The organism is Amycolatopsis sp. Poz14 (assembly GCF_006704225.1).
GTDB classification, from domain to species: Bacteria; Actinomycetota; Actinomycetes; order Mycobacteriales; family Pseudonocardiaceae; genus Amycolatopsis; species Amycolatopsis nivea.
Map to the genome: position 1 here is coordinate 2,274,246 of NZ_JACLHD010000001.1, position 19,476 is coordinate 2,293,721.

Annotated in this window: 15 protein-coding genes; 9 read left to right on the forward strand and 6 right to left on the reverse strand. The window is 68.6% G+C overall.

All coding sequences use genetic code 11. The features are described 5' to 3' along the window. The first annotated feature begins 67 nt into the window (after positions 1 to 67). The 3 genes from FKO37_RS11120 to FKO37_RS11130 all read left to right on the forward strand — a co-directional run bounded on the left by FKO37_RS11120 (position 68) and on the right by FKO37_RS11130 (position 4,781). Positions 68 to 1,510, forward strand: coding sequence for a class I adenylate-forming enzyme family protein (locus tag FKO37_RS11120; protein WP_238604399.1), 1,443 nt, complete (start codon positions 68 to 70; stop codon positions 1,508 to 1,510). 74 nt (positions 1,511 to 1,584) lie between these two features. After that, a complete protein-coding gene (locus FKO37_RS11125; RefSeq protein WP_238604400.1) occupies positions 1,585 to 3,369 on the forward strand; it encodes a DUF3556 domain-containing protein in 1,785 nt (594 codons plus the stop codon). Next, entirely contained in the window at positions 3,366 to 4,781 is a 1,416-nt protein-coding gene (locus FKO37_RS11130) for an NAD(P)/FAD-dependent oxidoreductase (RefSeq protein WP_134728167.1), read from the forward strand. Before FKO37_RS11125 ends, FKO37_RS11130 begins: the two co-directional genes overlap by 4 nt. A 4-nt stretch (positions 4,782 to 4,785) precedes the next feature. On the opposite strand, the gene FKO37_RS11135 is transcribed toward FKO37_RS11130, so the two are convergent. Further along, positions 4,786 to 6,336: an FAD-binding oxidoreductase gene (locus FKO37_RS11135; RefSeq protein ID WP_037817037.1), complete on the reverse strand. Its 1,551-nt coding sequence runs from the start codon at positions 6,334 to 6,336 to the stop codon at positions 4,786 to 4,788. Positions 6,337 to 6,404: 68 nt separating this feature from the next. Between FKO37_RS11135 and FKO37_RS11140 the strand changes: the two genes are divergently transcribed. Then, the gene (locus FKO37_RS11140; protein ID WP_238604401.1) at positions 6,405 to 7,475 is read left to right on the forward strand and encodes a DUF6670 family protein; all 1,071 of its coding nucleotides are present in this window, start codon (positions 6,405 to 6,407) and stop codon (positions 7,473 to 7,475) included. Here the strand turns inward: FKO37_RS11140 and FKO37_RS11145 are convergent. Continuing rightward, the gene (locus FKO37_RS11145) at positions 7,456 to 8,049 is read right to left on the reverse strand and encodes a TetR/AcrR family transcriptional regulator (RefSeq protein WP_238604402.1); all 594 of its coding nucleotides are present in this window, start codon (positions 8,047 to 8,049) and stop codon (positions 7,456 to 7,458) included. The genes FKO37_RS11140 and FKO37_RS11145 overlap by 20 nt on opposite strands. Before the next feature lie 628 nt (positions 8,050 to 8,677). Between FKO37_RS11145 and FKO37_RS11150 the strand changes: the two genes are divergently transcribed. Then, entirely contained in the window at positions 8,678 to 10,108 is a 1,431-nt protein-coding gene (locus tag FKO37_RS11150; RefSeq protein WP_134728169.1) for an APC family permease, read from the forward strand. Between the two features lie 13 nt (positions 10,109 to 10,121). Here the strand turns inward: FKO37_RS11150 and FKO37_RS11155 are convergent, their stop codons facing one another. Further along, the gene (locus tag FKO37_RS11155; protein WP_238604403.1) at positions 10,122 to 10,352 is read right to left on the reverse strand and encodes a hypothetical protein; all 231 of its coding nucleotides are present in this window, start codon (positions 10,350 to 10,352) and stop codon (positions 10,122 to 10,124) included. Positions 10,353 to 10,523: 171 nt separating this feature from the next. On the opposite strand from FKO37_RS11155, the gene FKO37_RS11160 reads away from it, so the two are divergent. The 3 genes from FKO37_RS11160 to FKO37_RS11170 all read left to right on the forward strand — a co-directional run bounded on the left by FKO37_RS11160 (position 10,524) and on the right by FKO37_RS11170 (position 14,018). Further along, positions 10,524 to 11,702, forward strand: coding sequence for a sensor histidine kinase (locus tag FKO37_RS11160; RefSeq protein WP_238604404.1), 1,179 nt, complete (start codon positions 10,524 to 10,526; stop codon positions 11,700 to 11,702). After that, a complete protein-coding gene (locus tag FKO37_RS11165; RefSeq protein ID WP_037817028.1) occupies positions 11,703 to 12,368 on the forward strand; it encodes a response regulator transcription factor in 666 nt (221 codons plus the stop codon). A gap of 183 nt (positions 12,369 to 12,551) precedes the next feature. Further along, on the forward strand, positions 12,552 to 14,018 hold the full coding sequence (locus FKO37_RS11170; RefSeq protein WP_037817026.1) for a catalase: 1,467 nt from the start codon (positions 12,552 to 12,554) through the stop codon (positions 14,016 to 14,018). A 170-nt stretch (positions 14,019 to 14,188) separates the two neighbouring features. Here the strand turns inward: FKO37_RS11170 and FKO37_RS11175 are convergent, their stop codons facing one another. Then, complete coding sequence (locus FKO37_RS11175; RefSeq protein WP_037817024.1) at positions 14,189 to 15,544, reverse strand: aspartate aminotransferase family protein; 1,356 nt, start codon at positions 15,542 to 15,544, stop codon at positions 14,189 to 14,191. A 12-nt stretch (positions 15,545 to 15,556) separates the two neighbouring features. Continuing rightward, on the reverse strand, positions 15,557 to 17,059 hold the full coding sequence (locus FKO37_RS11180; RefSeq protein WP_238604405.1) for a CoA-acylating methylmalonate-semialdehyde dehydrogenase: 1,503 nt from the start codon (positions 17,057 to 17,059) through the stop codon (positions 15,557 to 15,559). A 122-nt stretch (positions 17,060 to 17,181) separates the two neighbouring features. Here FKO37_RS11180 and FKO37_RS47400 point away from each other — a divergent pair, with 122 nt between their 5' ends. Continuing rightward, on the forward strand, positions 17,182 to 18,735 hold the full coding sequence (locus FKO37_RS47400; RefSeq protein WP_275295238.1) for a PucR family transcriptional regulator: 1,554 nt from the start codon (positions 17,182 to 17,184) through the stop codon (positions 18,733 to 18,735). Here the strand turns inward: FKO37_RS47400 and FKO37_RS11205 are convergent. After that, complete coding sequence (locus FKO37_RS11205) at positions 18,709 to 19,443, reverse strand: GntR family transcriptional regulator (RefSeq protein WP_238604406.1); 735 nt, start codon at positions 19,441 to 19,443, stop codon at positions 18,709 to 18,711. The genes FKO37_RS47400 and FKO37_RS11205 overlap by 27 nt on opposite strands. Positions 19,444 to 19,476: the final 33 nt, after the last annotated feature.

The following is a 19,476-nucleotide window of genomic DNA, read 5'->3' on the forward strand; positions in this document are numbered from 1 at the left end:
GGCCTGGGTCACGGCCCGTCCTTACCGTCATTTCCCACCTGAGCCGCACTGGGAAAGGACTTCGACGATGCACCTCGCGGCGCTGCCTGAGGAACGGGCCCGGCGAAACCCGAACCGGCCGTGTCTCGCTGACGAACACGGCGAGCTCGGCAACGCCGGTTTCGCGGTGCGAGTGCGCAGCGCGGCTGCCGCGTTGCGGGCTCGCGGGGTCGGCGCCGGCGACGTCGTCGCGGTGCTGCTGCCGAATCGCGTCGAGTTCGCGGTGGTGTTGTTCGCTGCCTGGCGGCTCGGTGCCGCGGTCACGCCGGTGAACCCGGAGCTGACCGACGGCGAAGCCTCGTTCCAGATCGCCGACGCGCGGGCTAAAGTCGTGGTGGGGCACAGTGATTCGGACCTGGTGACGATGCGGGTCGAGGAATTGGCGACCGCCGCGCCTGACGAGGGTCCGGTGGCCGATGACGACCACGCGGTCGCGTTGCTCATCTACACCAGCGGCACCACGGGACAGCCGAAAGGCGTGGTGCTCGACCACCGCAACGTGCGAGTGATGACCGAAATGATCGTCGACGCGCTCGAACTCGGCCCGGCAGACCACAGTTTGCTGATCCTGCCGCTGTTCCACGTCAACGGAATCGTGGTCAGCGTGCTCGCGCCGCTGCTCGCTGGTGGCCGCTCGACGATCACTGCGAGATTCCGCGCCGACGACTTCTTCGACACGATCGAACGCGTCCGTCCGACGTATTTCTCTGCCGTGCCAGCGATTTACGCCCGGCTGGCAGGTCTGCCGGAGACCGTGCGGCCGGACACTTCGTCGCTGCGGCTGGCGGTTTGCGGTGCCGCGCCGATGCCCGCCGAGCTGATCCAGCGCGTCGAGGAACGGTTCGGCGTGGTGGTCGTCGAGGGCTACGGACTGTCCGAGGGAAGTTGTGCTTCGACGCTGAATCCGCTGGCTGGGCCGCGTAAACCGGGCACCGTCGGGCTTCCGTTGCCCGGGCAGGAGGTCGCGCTGATGGACCCGCGGCGACAGCTGGTGACCGACGGTCCCGGCGAGGTCGTGGTCCGCGGTCCAAACGTGATGCGCGGCTACCTCAACCGGCCCGAGGCGACCGCCGCCACGATCGTCGACGGCTGGCTGCACACCGGCGACGTCGGGCGGTTCGACGAGGACGGCTACCTCGTCCTGGTCGACCGCATCAAGGACATGATCATCCGGGGCGGGGAGAACCTCTACCCCAAGGAGATCGAGAACGCACTGCACGCACACCCGGCGGTGCTGGAAGCCGCGGTGGTCGGCGCGCCGCATCCGGTGCTCGGCGAACTGCCGGTGGCGACCGTGACGCTGTACCCGTCCAGGACAGCGAGCGAGGCCGAACTGCTTGCACACTGCCGGGAACGGCTGACCAGGGTCAAGGTGCCGGTGCGGATCGACATCGTGCCCGCGCTGCCGCGGAACCCGGTCGGCAAAATCGACAAACCCGCGCTGCGCCGGGAACTCGCCGCGGCCAGCTGATCCGAATCTGAAAGAAAAATCCGTGCCCGCAGTGGCGGGCCCGGTCGATGCTGCCCGGAGAAAGGCGGAGAACAATGGGGTTCAAGACAGGGGACTTTCCCCCGGTCGATCCGGAAACTTTCCTGCGGAAGCCACTGTTCGAACGAACCAAGGCGCTCGCACTGCACTGGGTCCAGTTCGGATTCGGCTCGCCCAAGATGATTCCGGCGACGTACGTGGTGAAGCTGGTTTTCCTCTACGTGCTGGCCGGAGTCGCGCTGGCGACCGCGACGTCCGGTGTCGGCCCGTTCTGGGAGGTCGCCGCGTGGTGGCACGAACCAGTGGTTTACCAAAAGCTCGTGCTGTGGACGGTATTCCTGGAAACGGTCGGCGTCGCCGGCTCCTGGGGTCCGATCGCGGGCAAGTTCAAGCCGATGACCGGCGGGATCCTGTTCTGGGCACGGCCCGGAACGATCCGGTTGCGGCCGTGGAAGCGCGTGCCGTTCACCGCGGGCGACCGGCGGAACGGCTTCGATGTGCTGCTGTACTTGGCTTTCCTCGTCACGCTGCTGGCCGCGATCGTGCTTCCCGGTGTCCCGGACGCCGCGTTGTCGGCCGCATTGCCCGGCAACACCTCCGGACTCGTGCGTCCGGCATTGCTGATCGCGCCGATCGTGCTGTACGTGCTGAATGGCTTGCGGGACAAGACAATTTTCCTCGCCGCTCGTGGTGAACAGTATCTGCCCGCGTTGGCGTTCTTTGCCTTCCTGCCGTTCGTGAACATGATCATCGCCGCGAAACTGCTGATCTGCACTGTCTGGATCGGCGCGGGCGTCTCGAAGTTCGGCAAGCACTTCACGAATGTGGTGCCGCCGATGGTGTCCAACAGTCCGTGTGTTCCGTTCAAGTGGTTGAAGCGCGCGCATTACCGGAATTTCCCGAACGACATCCGTCCGTCGAAGCTCGCGTCGTTCATGGCGCACGTCGGCGGGACGACGGTGGAAATCATCACGCCGCTGGTTTTGCTGTTCTCCACCAATCACTGGGTCACGCTCGCCGGGGTCGCGCTGATGGTGGTGTTCCACCTCTTCATCACGTCCACGTTCCCGCTGGCGGTGCCGCTGGAGTGGAACATTCTCTTCGGCTACCTCGCGATCTTCCTGTTCCTCGGCTTCCCGGCGAGCGCTGGGTACGGCGTCGGCGACATGACGCCGGGCTGGCTCGCCGTCGTGATCGCGGCCGCGCTGCTGTTCTTCCCGATCCTGGGCAATCTGCGGCCGGACCTGGTGTCGTTCCTGCCGTCTATGCGGCAGTACGCGGGCAACTGGGCGTCGGCGCTGTGGGCGTTCGCGCCGGGGGCCGAGGCGAAGCTGAACACGCTGCCGCACCGGCCGACGAAGAACCAGGTCGACCAGTTGCAGGCGATGGGTTATCCGGCGGAGGTCGCCGAGATCACCATGCAGCAGACGATCGCCTGGCGGTCGATGCACAGCCAGGGCCGCGGGCTGTTCTCGGTGCTGGCGAAGAACCTGCCGGACCTCGAGACGCGGACCGTGCGCGAGGCCGAGTTCGGCTGCAACTCGATCATCGGGTTCAACTTCGGCGACGGGCACCTGCACGACCTCAGCTTCGTCAACGCGGTGCAGAAGCGGGTCGGCTTCGCGCCTGGCGAATGGATCGTGGTGTGGGTCGAGTCGCAGGCCATCCACTCGAAGGTGCAGCATTACCAGGTGATTGACGCGGCGCTGGGCGTGATCGAACGCGGCCACTGGACGGTGGCCGACGCGGTCAACGAACAGCCGTGGCTGCCGAACGGACCGATCCCGCTCACCGTCACCTGGACCGCGAGCCCGGCGACGACGAGCAGCGTGCTGGCATGACTACGGCGGTGGTGGTCGGCAGCGGACCCAATGGGCTCGCCGCGGCGGCTGTGCTGGCTCGCGCCGGGGTCGACGTGACGGTGCTGGAGGCCGCCGACGAGATCGGCGGCGGCACCCGCACCTACGAGGCGATCGTCCCCGGCCTGCGCCACGACCACTGCTCCGCGACGCATCCGATGGCGGTCGGCTCCCCGGTGCTGACCGACCTCGGGCTCGACCGGTACGGCCTGCGCTGGCGGCTGCCGGAAATCGACTGCGTGCATCCGCTCGACGACGGCACCGCCGGTGTCCTGCGACGCTCGGTCTCCGGCACCGCCGCCGGGCTCGGCGCGGACGAACGTCGCTGGTCAGCGCTGTTCTCCTCGCCCGCGCAGAACTACGACGCGCTGAGCGAGGACATCCTCGGGCCACTGTTGCGAGTGCCGAAACATCCGTTGCTGCTGGGTCGGTTCGGTCTGCCGACGGTCGCGCCGGCGACCGTGCTGGCCCGGTACTTCCGCACTCCCCAGGCTCGTGCGCTGTGGCTCGGGGTGGCGGCGCACGCGTTCCGGCCGCTCGACCGTCCGCTGTCGTCGGCGATCGGGCTCGGCATCCTCACCGCTGGTCACCGGCACGGCTGGGCGGTCGCCGAGGGCGGGTCGCGGGCGATCAGCGACGCCTTGGCCGCACTGATCGCCGACTTCGGCGGGAAGATCGAGACTGGCGTGCGGGTGGAGTCGGTTTCGCAGCTGCCGCGGGCGGACGTGGTGGTGTGGGACGTCGGCCCGAGCGCTCTCGCGCAGGTGCTCGGCGACCGGTTGCCGCCGCGGATTCGACGGGCGTACGAGAAGTTTCGCTACGGTCCCGGCGCGTTCAAAGTGGACTTCGCGGTGAAGGGCGGGATTCCGTGGCGGTCACCGGAAGCGCGGGCGTCCGGGACTGTCCACTTGGGAGGATCGGCGACGGAGGTCGTTGCTGGCGAACGTGATGTACACAGTGGACGGATGCCGGAGCGACCGTTCGTTTTGCTGGGACAGCAGTATCTGGCTGATCCGACGCGTTCGGTCGGGGATGTGCATCCGGTGTGGGCGTACGCGCATGTGCCGCATGGATTCACCGGTGACGCTACTGAGGCGATCACTGCGCAGATCGAACGGTTCGCGCCGGGTTTCCGGGAGCGGGTCATTGGTTCGGTGACGACGTCGTCGGCGGAATTCGCTGCGGAGAACCCGAATTTCGTCGGCGGCAACATCCTCACCGGCGCGAAAGACCTGCGGCAGCTGGTTTTCGGCCCGCGGACGACGTTGCAGCCGTATGACGTGGGTGTCCCCGGGCATTTCGTTTGTTCCGCGGCCACGCCGCCGGGACCGGGTGCGCACGGGATGTGCGGCAGCCACGCGGCGGCGCGGGCGTTGCGGTATCTGCGGCGGTGACGGGTCAGCGGAGAAGGACGCCCGGGTTCAGGATCCCGGCTGGGTCGAGGGCGTTTTTCGCCGCGGAGAGGGCGGCGGCGAACGGGTCCGGGCGCTGCCGGTCGTACCACGGGCGGTGGTCGCGGCCGACCGAATGGTGGTGGGTGATCGTGCCGCCGTTGGCCAGGATCGCTTCGGACACCGCGGTTTTCAGCTCGTCCCACTGTGCGACGGTGCTGCTCCAGCGTCCGGTCGCGTAGATGCCGTAGTACGGCGCGGGGCCGTCCGGGTAGACGTGGGTGAACCGGCAGGTCACCACGCCCGCGCCGCAGATCTCGGCGATCGCCGCGTTCGCGGCCGTCGTGATCGCTTCGTGCAGGGTCTCGAACGCGTCCCAGGTGCAGGCGGTCTCGAAGGTCTCCACCACCATCGACCGGCGGGCGAGGGCGTCGCGCTGGTACGGCATGCGCAGGAACGCCGAACGCCACGTCGAACCGGACTCGCCGCGGCGGGCGGTGACGGTGCCGCCGTGGTCGGCGGTGAGTTCGAGGGCGCGGTCCAGCCAGGCGTCCACCGGATGGTCGGCAGACTCGAACGCGAGCAGCAGCAAGCCGTCTGCCTGGACGCCGGTGTTGAGGAACGCTTCGGCGGCGTCAAGGAGACGGCAGTTCGCCGGGTAGAGGCCGGACTGGGCGATCGCCCGGGTCGCTTGCACCGCGTCGGAGTACCGGGCGAAGCTGACTGACGCTTTCGCTTGCCAGCGAGGGCGTTCTTGCAGCCGCATCCAGGCTTCGGTGATCACGCCGAGGGTGCCTTCCGAGCCGAGAAACAACCGATCCGGCGACGGTCCGGCCCCCGATCCGGGCAGCCGCCGCGACTCGCTGACTCCGGCCGGGGTCACGACGCGCAGCGACTCGGCGAGGTCGTCGATGTGCGTGGCCAGGGTGGCGAAGTGACCGCCGGCGCGGGTCGCGAGCCAGCCGCCGAGCGTGGAGTGCGTGAACGACTGGGGGTAGTGCCGCAGCGTCAGCCCGTGCGGGCGGAGCTGGTCCTCGAGCGCCGGTCCGTACACCCCGGCCTGGATTCGCGCGGCGCGGCTCGTCCGGTCGATCTCCACGACCTGGTCGAGGCGGCCGAGGTCCAGCGACACCGCGGGCGCGGGGAACCGCGGTTCGATGCCGCCGACGACGGAACTGCCGCCGCCATACGGGATTAGCGGCGTGCCGTCGGTGGAACACCAGTCCAGGAGATCGAGCACGTCCTGCTCGGATTCCGGACGCGCGACGATGTCCGGCACCGCTTCGACCCGGCCTTCCAGGTTCCGGACGACGTCGCGGAACGCCTTGCCGCGCGCGTGCGACAGCCGGTCGGTCCAGTCGGTCGAGCACAACCGGGCCAGCGCGGTGGGCGGGCGGAGCCGGGACGGCGGCACCGGCAGGTCGTCCGGCGGGGGCGGGGCGTGGTCGGTGAAGTCGTGGGCGGGCAGGAAGGCGGCCGTGCGCGCGACCAGCGCCTCCGCTTCTTCGGCGGTCAGTGCTTCCTCGACGTCGCCCCAACCCCACCAGGACCGTGTCATCCGTCTGCTCCCTTCCGAATTGACCCTTGAGTAACTTACTCTAGGGTAATAGGCATTGAGGAGGAAAGATGAGCGTGCTGACCGCTGCCGCGCCGTTCGTGGTGAACAAGCTGCTTCCTCGCTTCGACCAGCGGATCGAGGAGTCCGCGAAGCCGTTCGACCGGCCCGGTCTGCTGCGGCCGCATCCGGGCTCGCGGACCTGGGCGTGGACGCATTACGGCATTTTCGTGCCGGAGCTGCCGCGGCCGCACCGCTACCTCAACACCATGACTTTGATCGGCAGCACCGGCGCGGTCTGTTTCGACAACGACTACCTCGCGACCTCCGACGCGCGCCGCACCACGACCGTTCTCTCGTCCACTGCCGCGCCTGGGCACCACCACTACCGGGCTTACGACTCGCGCACCGAATGCCGGTTCGCCGAGGACGGTTCGCGGCTGGAGTGGGATTCGGATCTGGCTATCGAAGCGGCGCATCCGTCGTATCAGGTGCACGCGCGGTACGACGGGTTCTCGGCGGATCTGGCGATCACCGCGACGCCGCAGGTCTCGTGGTTCGTGCGCAATCCGGCTTACGATCACTTGAGTCTGCTCGCCACCTTCACCGGGATGATCACTGACGACACCGGTGAGACGGAAATCGGCGGTCTCTGCACTGTGGAGTACGCGCGATCTCTTTCGCCGCAAGCACTTCGGCGTTCGCCGTTGCCGCAGCGGTTCAAGCTGCCGATTGATTTCTTCACCTATCAGATCATCAATCTCGATGACCGGACACAGTTGTTGCTCACCGATGTCCGCGCGGCTGGGGCGACGGCTTGCCGGCTGGCGCATCTGCGCACGCTCGGCGGTGACGCGGCGGTGTTTCGGGAGGTGCGGGTCGAGGTGGAGCATCGGGCTGAGCCGGAGGTTGATCCGCGGGGGCGGGAGATGCGGGTTCCGGAGCGGTTCCGGTGGACGGTGCGGGACGGCGCGGAGGAGGTCGTGGCGGTGGAGGCGGTTGTGGACAGTCCGCTGCGGTACGGCCATGGGCGCGGTTATGTCGGTGCGTACACGTATTCCGGTGCGTTTCGGGGGCGGCCGGTTTCGGGGAGCGGGTACTTCGAGTGGGTGGATTGCGAGGTCAGCCGCGCAGGGAGGTGAGGATGCGGGCGCATCGCTGAGTGGTGGTTTCGGCGGGTTCCTCGGGGTGCTCGAGCCACCAGTTGACGGTGGCGGCGACCGCGCCGTACCAGATGCGGGCGAACAGCGAGGCGTCGGCGGGGTCCGCGAAACCCACTGAGGCCAAGGCTTCCTGGGTTCCTTCGGCGCCGAGTGTGGAGAGTTTGCGGCGGTAGGAGCGGGCTGCTTCGTCCACTGCGGAGCCTGGGGGCAGCGTCGGGTCCCAGAGGACGGCCCAGTCCAGGCGACGGGGTTCCAGGGTGCGGAAGATCGCTTCGAGGGTGCCTAGGGCGCGGGTGAGGCCAGTGCCGGTTTGGGCTTCGGTGACGGCGTCGACCAGCGGGGCTGCGCCTCGGTGGAGGCAGGCCAGGTAGAGGCCGTCTTTGGATTCGAAGTAGCCGTATACCAGGGGTTTGGAGATGTCCGCTCGGCGCGCGATGGCGGCTACTGAGGCGTGGGCGTAGCCCTGGGTGCCGAACTCCTGGACGGCGGCGTCGAGGATCAGCCGCTCCCGTTCGGGGCGCGGCATTCCTTTGCTGCCTGCTGGGGTTGGCACGTTGTTGAGCATAGCTGATGGAGGCTTGGTCTATTGTGGACGGTTGGTTCGCCGGGGGTTCGGCTCGTCGCCTGGCGGCGACATTGCGCTCGTTAGGGGGGCCGCCACCCCGAAGTTTTATTGTGCTGACGGTCGGTGGGTGCTTGTCAAGGCGGGAAAGATGCCTTGACAAGCACCCACCGACCGCAGTTGGGCTTCGGATCGGGGTTGGGGGCGGTGTGGGTGCCTCGACGTTGGGTGCATCGGTGCGGTTTCGTTGGTGGCGGGGCTTGCGCCCCAATGTGGCATTGGGTGCATGTGACGCACCCAATGTGGCGTTCGGTGCGTTGAGCGCACCCAATGCCGCATTGGGGCGCATCCCGGTGGGTGCGGGGCGGGCGAGTGGGTCGTGAGGGGGTCCTTGAGGGAATCTGGGTCCGTGAAGGGGTCCCTCACGTACCGGCCGCTGGTCGTGAGGGGGGCCCTGAGGGAATCAGCGGCTGTGAGGGGGCCCCACGAACCTCACCGGAGTGGGGGTGCGCGGATTGGCAAGACTTCTGCCTGCGATGACAAGGCCCTCAGCCTCTAGCAAGCGACACTGGGTCGCTGCGGGGCAAATGGGCGCCTTGTAGCGGATCGGGAGGCCTGGATGGCACAGCAGTCGACACCGGAGGCTGTCGGAGGGCAGCTGCGCGCTAATGCGCTCGGCACTGGCGGGATTGCGTTTCTCGTGCTCGCTGCGGTCGCGCCGTTGACCGGGATGGTGGTGATCGCGGGGCTCGGGATCGCGCTCGGCAATGGCGGCGGGATGCCTGCATCATTCCTGATCGCGGGGATTGTGTTGCTGTTGTTCGGGGTTGGCTACGCGCGGATGAGCCGGTACGTGTCCAACGCTGGTGGGTTCTACGCGTATCTTACTGCGGCCTTAGGGCGTCCGGCGGGGTTGTCCGGGGCGTTTGTGGCGTTGGCTGGATACAACTGTTTCGTCGCGGGGGCGGTGGGGACCTCTGGTGCGTTGACGGGCGGGGTCGTCAACCGGGTCTTTCATTTGGACTTGCCGTGGGAGTTTTGGGCTGCGTTGTCCGTCGTCGCGGTGTTTTTGCTGAGTCGTCGTGGGGTGGACGTTTCGGCGAAGGTGCTTGCGGTGTCGCTGATTCTTGAGGTCAGCATTCTGGTTGTCTTCGACGTTGCGGTGCTCGTGAAGTCTGGGTATTCGCTCAGTGCGTTGTCGCCTGCGGTCGTCACGTCCGGGTCTATCGGGCTTGGGTTGTTGTTTGCTGCCACGTGTTTCATCGGGTTCGAGGCGACTGCGTTGTTCAGCGAGGAAGCGCGCGATCCGAACAAATCGGTGCCGCGTGCTACTTATATCGCGGTGATCGCTATTGGGGTTTTCGCTGCGATTACCTCGCTTGCGCTGGTCAGCGCGATCGGGGTGGGGAACGCGAAAGCCGTGGCGCAGGATCATCTCGCGGCGGGGGACCTGCTCTTGGCTACCTCGCAGGACGTGCTCGGGACCGTGCTTACCGATGTCATGCAGTTGTTGCTTGTGGTGAGTCTGTTCGCCGCGTTGCTGGCGTTGCACAACTCCGCTAGTCGGTACATCTACGCGCTTGCTCGGGACGGTGTGCTGCCGAAGGTGTTGGGGCGTACGGTTTCTGGTTCGCCGCGTAACGCCAGTGCGGCGCAGATCGGGTTCGCTACGGTCGTCGCGGCGATCTTCGCGGTGCTTGGGCTTGATCCGGTCGCGTTCTTGACGTCGTCGATGACCGGGTTCGGGACGTTGGCGATCCTCGTGTTGCAGGCGATGGCGTCGATCGCGGTGGTGGTGTTCTTCCGGCAGCGGCGGGATCCGCATTGGTGGAGCACGTTTGTCGCGCCGGGGCTTGGCGGGGCTGGGCTGATTGGCGTGATCGTGCTGGCGGTGCTGAATTTTCCGACGATGGCCGGGTCCGACGCGGCGTGGATCGGGTTGTTGCCGTGGTTGTTGCCGATCCTGATCGTCGCGGGGCTGGCGATGGCGGAGTATCTGCGACGCAAGCGTCCGGAGACGTATGCGGCGCTCGGGCCGGAGGTGCATTGAGTCCGCAATGGACTCAGCTTTTCTCCTTGGTGCGGTCGTGCGCCCAGCCGGCGAGGACTACTCCGGCGAGGGTCAGCACTACCAGTGCGGCTAATTGTCCGCCCCAGCCGCCGGGGACCCAATCAAGTGCGCCCCACAATTGGCGTGCGTCGTGGTCGAAGAAACTGCGGATCGCGGCCTGTGCGGATACGACGGTGAGCACCATGCCGACGATCTGCACTGCTGAGTAGCCGCCCTTGCTCATGTGTTCTCCCTGAGTCGTGGTGCTCCCAGTGTGTCGGCCGCGGCTACGGTGCGCATCGGACCTGCGGAGCGAACCGGGGCCGACCAAAGTCGAGGGTTACTACTTTGGTCTAGGGCGCGGGGTGTGCCGAGGGCGGCTGCACGGCGGGGGCGGATCGGCGAAGATGGGCTGGTGATCGTTTCGCAGGTCAAGCTCAAGCCGTGGCAGCAGGGGTGGCGGCTGGCCGTGGCCGCGCTGCTCGGCGTGGTTGCCTGGGTGGCGGTCGCGTCTCATCTGCCCGCGGGGTCCGACGACCCGCGGATCGGGTGGCTGATTTTCGGCGACCCGATCGTCGGGCTCGGCTGTCTGGTCGCGTCGCTGTGGCGGCGGAAGTACCCGCTCTCGATCGCGACCGGGGTGATCATCGTCTCGGCGGTGTCGACGTCCGCCGGGGGAGCCGCGCTGCTGGTGCTCGGGTCGCTCGCCACTCGGCGCCGGCTGTTCGAGACCACCTTCATCGGGCTGGCCTGCGTCGCCACCGCGGCGGTCACCGAAGGGCTCTACCCACGCGGTTCCGACCCGGACCCGTGGTGGTGGTCCATTTCGTTCATCGTGCTGGTCACCGGCATCGTCGTGGCGGTCGGAGCGGCGATCGGGGCGCGGCGCGAGGAGTTGCAGTCGCTGCGGGAACGCGCGGAGAGCGCCGAACGCGAGCAGGTCGCGCGGGCGGCCGAGGCGCGCATTGTCGAGCGGCACCGGATCGCGCGCGAGATGCACGACGTCCTCGCGCACCGGGTGTCGCTGGTCGCGATGCAGGCCGGCGTGCTGGGGCATCGCGCCGATCTGCCGCCTGACCAGGTATCGCTGCTGGCCAGGGGGATCGCCGACGGTGCGCATCAGGCGCTGGAGGAGCTGCGGGAGGTGCTCGGGGTCCTGCGGGCCAGTCCGGGAGGGCTTGAGCCGCCGCAGCCGTCGCTCGCGAATCTGCCCGCGTTGGTCGCTGACGCGCGGGCGCTCGGGGTGCAGGTCAGCTATACCCCGGAGGCGGTCGGGAATCCGCCGGATCTGCTGGCGCGCACGGTGTACCGGATCGTCCAAGAAGGACTGACCAATGCCGGGAAACACGCGCCTGGCGCCGACGTGTGTGTCACCGTGGAGGGCGGGGAGGGCGAGGGGCTGCGCGTGACGGTGCGGGATTCCGGCGCGACCGAGAACGTGGCGCCGCCGCCGTCCGCCGGGTTCGGGTTGCTGGGGCTTGCCGAGCGGGTCGAGCTCGCCGGTGGCGACCTTGACCATCACGCGGACCCGGACGGCGGGTTCGTGCTGACCGCGTGGCTGCCGTGGCCTGCCCGCGGCGAAGGGAGCGAGTGAGTGGACCGGGTGCGGGTCGTGATCGTCGACGACGATCAGCTGGTGCGGATGTCGTTGCGGCTCATGCTCGACGGCGAGGCCGACCTGGAGGTCGCCGGCGAGGCCGCGGACGGCGACGCCGCGATCGCCGAGGTCCGCCGGCTCCGGCCGGACGTCGTGCTGATGGACGTGCGGATGCCCGGCCGCGACGGGCTGAGCGCGACCGAAGCCATCCTCAGCTGGCCGGACCCGCCGCGGATCCTCGTGCTGACCACCTTCGACTCCGACGAGATGGTGCTCGGCGCGCTGCGCGCCGGGGCGCTCGGGTTCGTGCTCAAGGACACCCCGCCGCCGGACATCCTGGCCGCGGTGCGCGCGGTCGCCGACGGGAACCCCGCGCTGTCCCCGGCCGCCACCAGCCGGTTGATCACCGCGGCGATGGGGCCGCAGTCGTCGGGGAGCCGGCGTGCCGCGCGCGAGGCGGCGCGGGCGCGGCTGGCCGCGTTGACCGAACGCGAACGGGACACCGCGCGGGCGATCGCGGAAGGGCTGTCGAATGCCGAGGTGGGCGCGCGGCTGCACATCAGCGTGGCGACGGTGAAGGCGCACACGAGCAGCCTGTTCGCGAAGCTCGGCGTGGTGAACCGGGTGCAGATCGCGCTCGTCGTGCGCGACAGCGAGGAATAACCGGAAATCCGCAGTGCCTGGCACGTATTCCGGAATGAATGCGCAGGATGCGAATCTATTCTCGTAATGAGGAATATTCCTGCGGCAATTTACGCTATTTGTCGGAGTGAATCACCTTCGCGTTTCGGTACCATCTTGGCGGCAAAGTCCTTTTTCGCGGACGAATGCAACGAAAGAGGAGCGATGACTTTCGCTGACAACACCGACCCGTTGACCACCGCGGCGGGCGCGCCGGTCGCCGACAACCAGAACAGCCTCACCGCGGGCGCACGCGGTCCGGTTCTGCTCCAGGACCTCTGGCTGGTGGAAAAGCTCGCGCACTTCGACCGCGAGGTGATCCCGGAGCGGCGGATGCACGCCAAGGGGTCCGGTGCGTTCGGCAAGTTCACCGTCACCCACGACATCAGCCGCTACACCAGGGCCGCGCTGTTCAGCAAGGTCGGCAACGAGGTCGAGACGTTCGTGCGGTTCTCCACCGTCGCCGGGGAACGCGGCGCCGCCGACGCGGAACGCGACATCCGCGGGTTCGCCGTCCGGTTTTACACCTCGCAAGGAAACTGGGACCTGGTCGGCAACAACACGCCGGTCTTCTTCCACCGCGACCCGCTGAAGTTCCCCGACCTGAACCACGCGGTGAAGCGCGATCCGCGGACAAACCTGCGCAACGCGGAGAACAAGTGGGGCTTCTGGACCAATCTTCCCGAGGCGCTGCACCAGATCACCATCGTGATGAGCGACCGCGGCATCCCGAAGACCTACCGGCACATGCACGGGTTCGGCTCGCACACGTTCAGCCTGATCAACGACGCGGGCGAGCGGCACTGGGTGAAGTTCCACTTGCGCACCCAGCAGGGCATCGAAAACCTGACCGACGCCGAGGCGGACGCGCTCATCGGCGAGGACCGCGAATCGCACCAGCGCGATCTGTACGACGCGATCGAACGCGGTGACTATCCTAAGTGGACGCTCTATGTGCAGCTCATGCCGGAGGCGGACGCGGCGACCTATCGGTTCCACCCGTTCGACCTCACGAAGGTCTGGAGCAAAAAGGACTATCCGCTCGTCGAGGTCGGCGAGCTGGAGCTGAACCGCAATCCGGAGAACTACTTCGCCGACGTCGAACAGGCCGCGTTCACCCCGGCCAACCTGGTGCCGGGGATCTCGGTCAGCCCGGACAAGATGTTGCAGGGCAGGCTGTTCTCCTACGGCGACGCCACTCGCTACCGGCTCGGCGTGAACCACCACCAGATCCCGGTCAACTGCCCGCGCGCGGCGGCGCTGGTCAACACCTACCACCGCGACGGCGCGATGCGCGTAGACGGCAACCAGGGCGGAGTGCCGGGCGTGCAGCCGAACTCCTTCGGACGGTGGGCGGAGCAGCCGCAGTACGCCGAGCCCGCGGGACCGGGCGGCGAGGTCGCGGACCGGTTCGACTATCGCGAGGACGACGACAACTACTACGAGCAGCCCGGAAACCTGTTCCGGCTGCTGGACGAGGGCGCGCGGCAGCGATTGTTCGAGAACACGGCGCGGGGAATCAAGGGCGCGCGCAGGGAGACGGTCGAGCGGCATATCGACAATTGCGCCAAGGCGGATCCGGCTTACGGCGCTGGGGTGCGGAAGGCGTGCGAGGAGATCGGGGCGTTGTGACCGGTTGGCACGGCTGAGGCGGCGCAGTTGTCAGGCCGTTGCCTGCTCGCGCCGGTCGAGGCCGGGTTCATGCGCGCCTCCTCGCGGTGCGGACTCTGTCGCCAGGATAAGCGACAGCACGGAAGAAGGCCGGGACCAGACGGTCCCGGCCTCCTCCCTCGCCAGTTGGCTCAGACGAGTTTCTGCGCTTCGAGCAGCGTGTCTCGCAGGATCTGTTCGATCTCGTCGAACTCCGCCTGCCCGGCGATCAGCGGCGGAGCGAACTGGACGACGACGTCGCCCCGGTCGTCCGGGCGGCAGTAGAGGCCGCGGTCGAACAGCGCGCCCGGCAGGAAACCGCGGACGAGGCGTTCCCGTTCGTCGGCGTTGAACGTCTCGCGGGTCGCCTTGTCCTTGACCAGTTCGACGGCCCAGAAGTACCCGTCGCCGCGGACGTCGCCGACGATCGGCAGGTCCAGGAGCTTGTCGAGCGTCGAACGGAACGCGTCCTGGTTGTCCAGTACGCGCTGGTTGAGGCCCTCGCGTTCCATCAGGTCGAGGTTCGCGAGCGCGACCGCGGCCGACACCGGGTGCCCGCCGAAGGTGTACCCGTGCGGGAAGGCGACCTTCGAGGCGAGGAACGGCTCCATCACCCGGTCCGACGCGATCAGCGCGGCGATCGGGCTGTACCCGGAGCTGAGGCCCTTGGCGCAGGTCAGCAGGTCCGGCTGGAGGCCGAACTTCTCGCTGGCGAACGTCGCGCCGTGCCTGCCGAACGCGCAGATCACCTCGTCTGCGACCAGCAGGACGTCGTGCCGGTCGCAGATTTCCCGCACGCGCTCGAAGTACCCGGGCGGCGGCGTGAGGCAGCCGCCGGAGTTCTGCACCGGTTCGAGCACGACCGCGGCGACCGTGTCCGCGCCCTCGAACAGGATCGCTTCCTCGATCCGGTCCGCGGCCCAGCGGCCGAACGCTTCGAGGTCGTCGGCGAACTCCGGATGCCGGTACAGGTTGGTGTTCGGCACGCGGAAACCGCCCGGCGCGAGCGGTTCGAAGTCCTTCTTCATCGCGGGCAGCCCGGTGATCGCGAGCGCGCCGTGCGGGGTGCCGTGGTAGGCCACCGCGCGGCTGATCACCTTGTGCTTGCCGGGTTTTCCGGTCAGCTTGAAGTACTGCTTCGCGACCTTCCACGCGGACTCGACCGCTTCGCCGCCGCCGGTGGTGAAGAAGACGCGGTTGAGGTCGCCCGGCGCGAGGTGCGCGAGCCGTTCGGCCAGTTCCGCCGCGGGTTTCGTGGCATAGCCCCAAATCGGGAAGTACGCCAGCTCGTTCGCCTGCTGCGCGGCGACCTCGACGAGTTCGCGACGGCCGTGTCCGGCCTGCACGACGAAGAGTCCGGCCAGGCCGTCGAGGATCTTGCGGCCGCGGTCGTCCCACACGTGCACGCCCTCGCCGCGGGTGATCACCGGGACCGGCGAGTCCGGGTAATTTCCCATGCGGGAGAAGTGCATCCACAGGTGCCGGGCTGCTGCCGACTGAGTGTCCATTGCAGATCCCTCTCAGACGTTCTGCGGGAAACCGAGGTTGAGCCCGCCCTGCTCCGGGCCGGGCCAGCGGGTGGTGACGACCTTGGCGCGGGTGAAGAAGTGCACGCCCTCGCCGCCGTGCGCGTGGGTGTCGCCGAACAGCGAGTTCTTGCGGCCGCCGAACGAGTGGTAGGCCACTGGGACCGGCACCGGCACGTTCACGCCGACCATGCCCGCTTCGACGTCGGCGGAGAACCGGCGGGCCGCGCCGCCGTCGTTGGTGAAGATCGCCGCGCCGTTGCCGTACGGTCCGGCGTTGATCAGCTCGATCGCGTCGGCGAACGTTTCCACCCGGACGACCGAAAGCACCGGGCCGAAGATTTCGTCGGTGTAGATCGGCATGTCCGGGCGGACGTGGTCGAACACCGTGGGGCCGACGAAGAATCCCTCGCCGTCCGCGTCGAATTCACCTTCGCGGCCGTCCAGGACCAGCGTCGCGCCGGCTTCCGCACCGGCGGCGATGTAGCCGGAGACCCGGTCCTTCGCGGCGGCGGTGACCAGCGGGCCCATGTCGCAGGAGCGGGTGCCGTCGCCGGTCACCAGCGTCTTCGCGCGGTCGGCGATCCGCGGCACCAGCGCGTCGGCGACGTCGCCCACCGCGACCACGACCGAGACCGCCATGCAGCGTTCGCCCGCGGACCCGAAACCGGCGCTGACCGCCTGGTCGGCGACCAGGTCGAGGTCGGCGTCGGGCAGCACCACCATGTGGTTCTTCGCGCCGCCGAGCGCCTGGACGCGCTTGCCGTTCGCGGTGCCGGTCTCGTAGACGTACTGCGCGATCGGCGTCGATCCGACGAACGAAACCGCCTCGATGTCCGGGCTGTGCAGCAGCGCGTCGACGGCGGCTTTGTTGCCGTGCAACACGTTGAACACGCCTTCGGGCAGACCGGCTTCGCGCCACAGTTCGGCGATCCAGTTCGCGGCGGTCGGCACCTTCTCCGACGGCTTCAGCACCACGGTGTTCCCGGCCGCGATCGCGATCGGGAAGAACCACATCGGGACCATGGCGGGGAAGTTGAACGGCGAGATGATCGCGACCGGGCCGAGCGGTTCGCGCAGCGACGTGACGTCGATGTCGGTCGACGCGTTGGCCGTCGCCGCGCCCTTGAGCAGTTGCGGGATCCCGCAGGCGAACTCGACGACCTCCAGGCCGCGCGCGACCTCGCCCGCCGCGTCGGACAGCACCTTGCCGTGCTCGGCGGTGATGATCTCGGCGAGTTCTCCCGACCGCGCGTCGAGCAGTTCGCGGAACCGGAACAGCACCCGGCTGCGCTTGGCCAGCGACGTCTTGCGCCAGGCGGGGAACGCGGCCTTCGCGGCGGCGATCGCGGCCTCGGCGTCCGCGGCCGAGCCGAGCGGCACGCGCGCGGTGACCTTCCCGGTCGCCGGGTTCGTGACGTCCCCGTAGCCGTCCGGCGAGCCTGCTGCCTCGCCGCCGGCGATCCACTGGGACAGCGTCGGCACGGAATCGCTCATCGAGCCACCTTTCTTCCTGGTATTCGCCCTCTGAGGGTCCCTCCCGGACGGGTCTGGGGTAACCGACGGATCGTCACGTTGTTGACCCATGGCTTTACATTTCGTCGGGTTATGCTGCGCGGGTGGACCTGACCCTGCGAGACGTTCTCGAGCTGCCCGTGATGGCCGCCGGGGCGCCGGTCGTGCGCTCGGCCGCGGACGCGGTCGACGTGCCGGTGCGGTCGGTGCACGTGAGCGAGCTGAGCGACGTCGCCGGGACGCTGACCAGCGACGTTCTGGTGCTCTCGATCGGGCGCGCGTTCGCCGAGCCGGGCTTCGACCCGGTGGCGTACGTGCGTTCGCTGCGCGACGCCGGCGCGATCGGGCTGGTCGTGGACCCGTGGGAGCGGCCGAAGGCGCTGCCGAGCGGATTGGTGCAGGCCGCGCGGGCGGCCCGGTTCCCGCTGGTGGAACTGCGGAGCACGATCCGCTTCATCGAGGTGACCGAGATCGTGCACGCGAGGATCGTCAACGCGCACTATGAGAGGTTGCGGCTGGCCGAGCGTGCGCACGAGGCGTTCAGCACGGTCGGTTCGGCGTCGCAGGCGCCGGACGCGGTCCTCGCGCACGCGGCGGACCTGATCGGGCTGCCAGTGGTGCTGGAGGACCGGACGCATCGGGCGCTCGCGTTCGCCGGGGCCGGTTCGGCGGAATCGCTGCTGCGCGACTGGCCAGCCCGGTCGCGCCGGGTGCCGTTTTCCGCGGCGACCGCGGTCGGCGGTCCGGAGGGCTGGATGTGCACGCCGGTGGGGCCGCCGCGCGAACGCTGGGGCCGGCTGGTCGTGCCCGCGCACTCGGCGGAGCAGCCGTCGGCGTGGATGGTGCTCGAACGCGCGGCGGAGGCGCTGACCGTCGGGAAGCTGCTGGAACACTCGCCGCTGTCGGTGGAAATCGAGGCGCAGGGCGATTTGCTGCGGGACCTGCTGCACGGTGCGGACGAGGGTTCGGTCCGCGCGCGGGCCAGGGCGTTGGGGCTGGCCGCGGCGGCGTACTACACGGTGCTGGTGTGCCGTCCGGCTCGGGCCGGGCAGGAGCGGGCGCTGCTGGACGCGGTGCTGACCAGCGACGGGATCGGCGGGGTACTGGCGGAAGGCCGGGTGGCGGCGGTGTTCCCGTGTTCCTCGGTGGCTGCGGAGAAAGCGTTGCTGGAGCGCGTGGTCGCCGGGGTTCCGGCTGGCTTGGCGGCGGCGTTCGGGGCGGCCGGACCGGTGCGCCGGCTCGGTGAGCTACCGGCGGCGCTGCAGGAAGCGGTGCACGTCGCGGATGTCGAATCGCCTGGCACGCCTGGACTTCGGCGGGCTGGCGACTTGGGTGTGCGCGGGTTGTTGTGGTGGTTGCGGGAGCATCCGCGGTTGCACGAGTTCACCGAGGCGCAGCTGCGGCCGTTGCTGACGTTGCCGGAACCGCGGGCCAGCCGGGCGTTCGCGACGTTGCGGGCGTTTGTCGAGTCGGGGTATTCGATGACGGAGTTCGCGAAGGCGTTGAACCTGAGTCGTCCGGCGGCGTATTCGCGGTTGGCGACGATTGAGCGGTTGCTGGGTGTGGATCTGTCTGATTCGGATACTCGGCTTTCGTTGCATTTGGCGGTTTTGGCGCATGGGCGCCGGGGTTCAGCTTCCGGCGCCCCAGCGCAGTGAGAGGCGGTCGGCGGCGCGTTCGGTGCTGATGTGCATCATGCTGCCGAGGATGGTCGCGCGGTCGATGACGACGATCGTGCCGTCCGGGGTGCTCGTGGTGCGCTCGCTGACCAGGACCGGGGTGGTGACCGGTTCGTCGAGAAGGCGGGCGAGCTTGTCGTCGAGGGCGTCCGGGCGGATGGTTTCGGCGGCGCGGTCCACCACGACGTCCAGTTCGGACAGTGCGGTGTAGAGCGACACGGTGGCGAAATCGGTGTCCCGCAAGCGTTCCCCGTGCGGGGGAGCGATCCACGACACCTGGTGGATTGCCCTCCGGCCGCCGAACTCGCGTACTCGTTCCAGTCGCAGGCCGGAATCGGTCGCCCGGGCTTGCAGCCGCGCGGCGATGCGAGTGGGCAACCGGCGTACTGCCTGGCTGACGACCTCGGTGCGCACGACGTAACCCTGATCGCGCAAGTCCTCGGTGAAGCTGCGCAAGGAGCCCAGCTGGTACGAGGCCGGCGTCGGCGCCACGAAGGTGCCTCGGCCGGGTTGTTGCACGATCAGGGCTTCGTCGCTGAGTTCGCGCAGCGCCTGTCGCAGCGTCATGAGCGTGACGCCGTAGGACGCGCTGAGTTCCCGCTGCGGGGGCAGGGCCTCGCCGGGCGCGTACTCCCCGGCGCGGATCTTCGCGGCGAGATCCGCGGCGATCGCTCGGTATCGGGCCATGCGCGTCCGTTCTGGTCCGGTTCTGCGGGGACC

What these genes read in the sequence shown, in the direction of transcription:
- FKO37_RS11150 (WP_134728169.1), top strand. Translation starts at nt 8,678, where the DNA reads ATGGCACAGCAGTCGACACCGGAGGCTGTCGGAGGGCAGCTGCGCGCT.
- FKO37_RS11155 (WP_238604403.1), bottom strand. Translation starts at nt 10,352, where the DNA reads ATGAGCAAGGGCGGCTACTCAGCAGTGCAGATCGTCGGCATGGTGCTC.
- FKO37_RS11205 (WP_238604406.1), bottom strand. Translation starts at nt 19,443, where the DNA reads ATGGCCCGATACCGAGCGATCGCCGCGGATCTCGCCGCGAAGATCCGC.
- FKO37_RS11135 (WP_037817037.1), bottom strand. Translation starts at nt 6,336, where the DNA reads ATGACACGGTCCTGGTGGGGTTGGGGCGACGTCGAGGAAGCACTGACC.
- FKO37_RS11170 (WP_037817026.1), top strand. Translation starts at nt 12,552, where the DNA reads ATGACTTTCGCTGACAACACCGACCCGTTGACCACCGCGGCGGGCGCG.
- FKO37_RS11140 (WP_238604401.1), top strand. Translation starts at nt 6,405, where the DNA reads ATGAGCGTGCTGACCGCTGCCGCGCCGTTCGTGGTGAACAAGCTGCTT.
- FKO37_RS11180 (WP_238604405.1), bottom strand. Translation starts at nt 17,059, where the DNA reads ATGAGCGATTCCGTGCCGACGCTGTCCCAGTGGATCGCCGGCGGCGAG.
- FKO37_RS11125 (WP_238604400.1), top strand. Translation starts at nt 1,585, where the DNA reads ATGGGGTTCAAGACAGGGGACTTTCCCCCGGTCGATCCGGAAACTTTC.
- FKO37_RS11120 (WP_238604399.1), top strand. Translation starts at nt 68, where the DNA reads ATGCACCTCGCGGCGCTGCCTGAGGAACGGGCCCGGCGAAACCCGAAC.
- FKO37_RS11175 (WP_037817024.1), bottom strand. Translation starts at nt 15,544, where the DNA reads ATGGACACTCAGTCGGCAGCAGCCCGGCACCTGTGGATGCACTTCTCC.
- FKO37_RS11130 (WP_134728167.1), top strand. Translation starts at nt 3,366, where the DNA reads ATGACTACGGCGGTGGTGGTCGGCAGCGGACCCAATGGGCTCGCCGCG.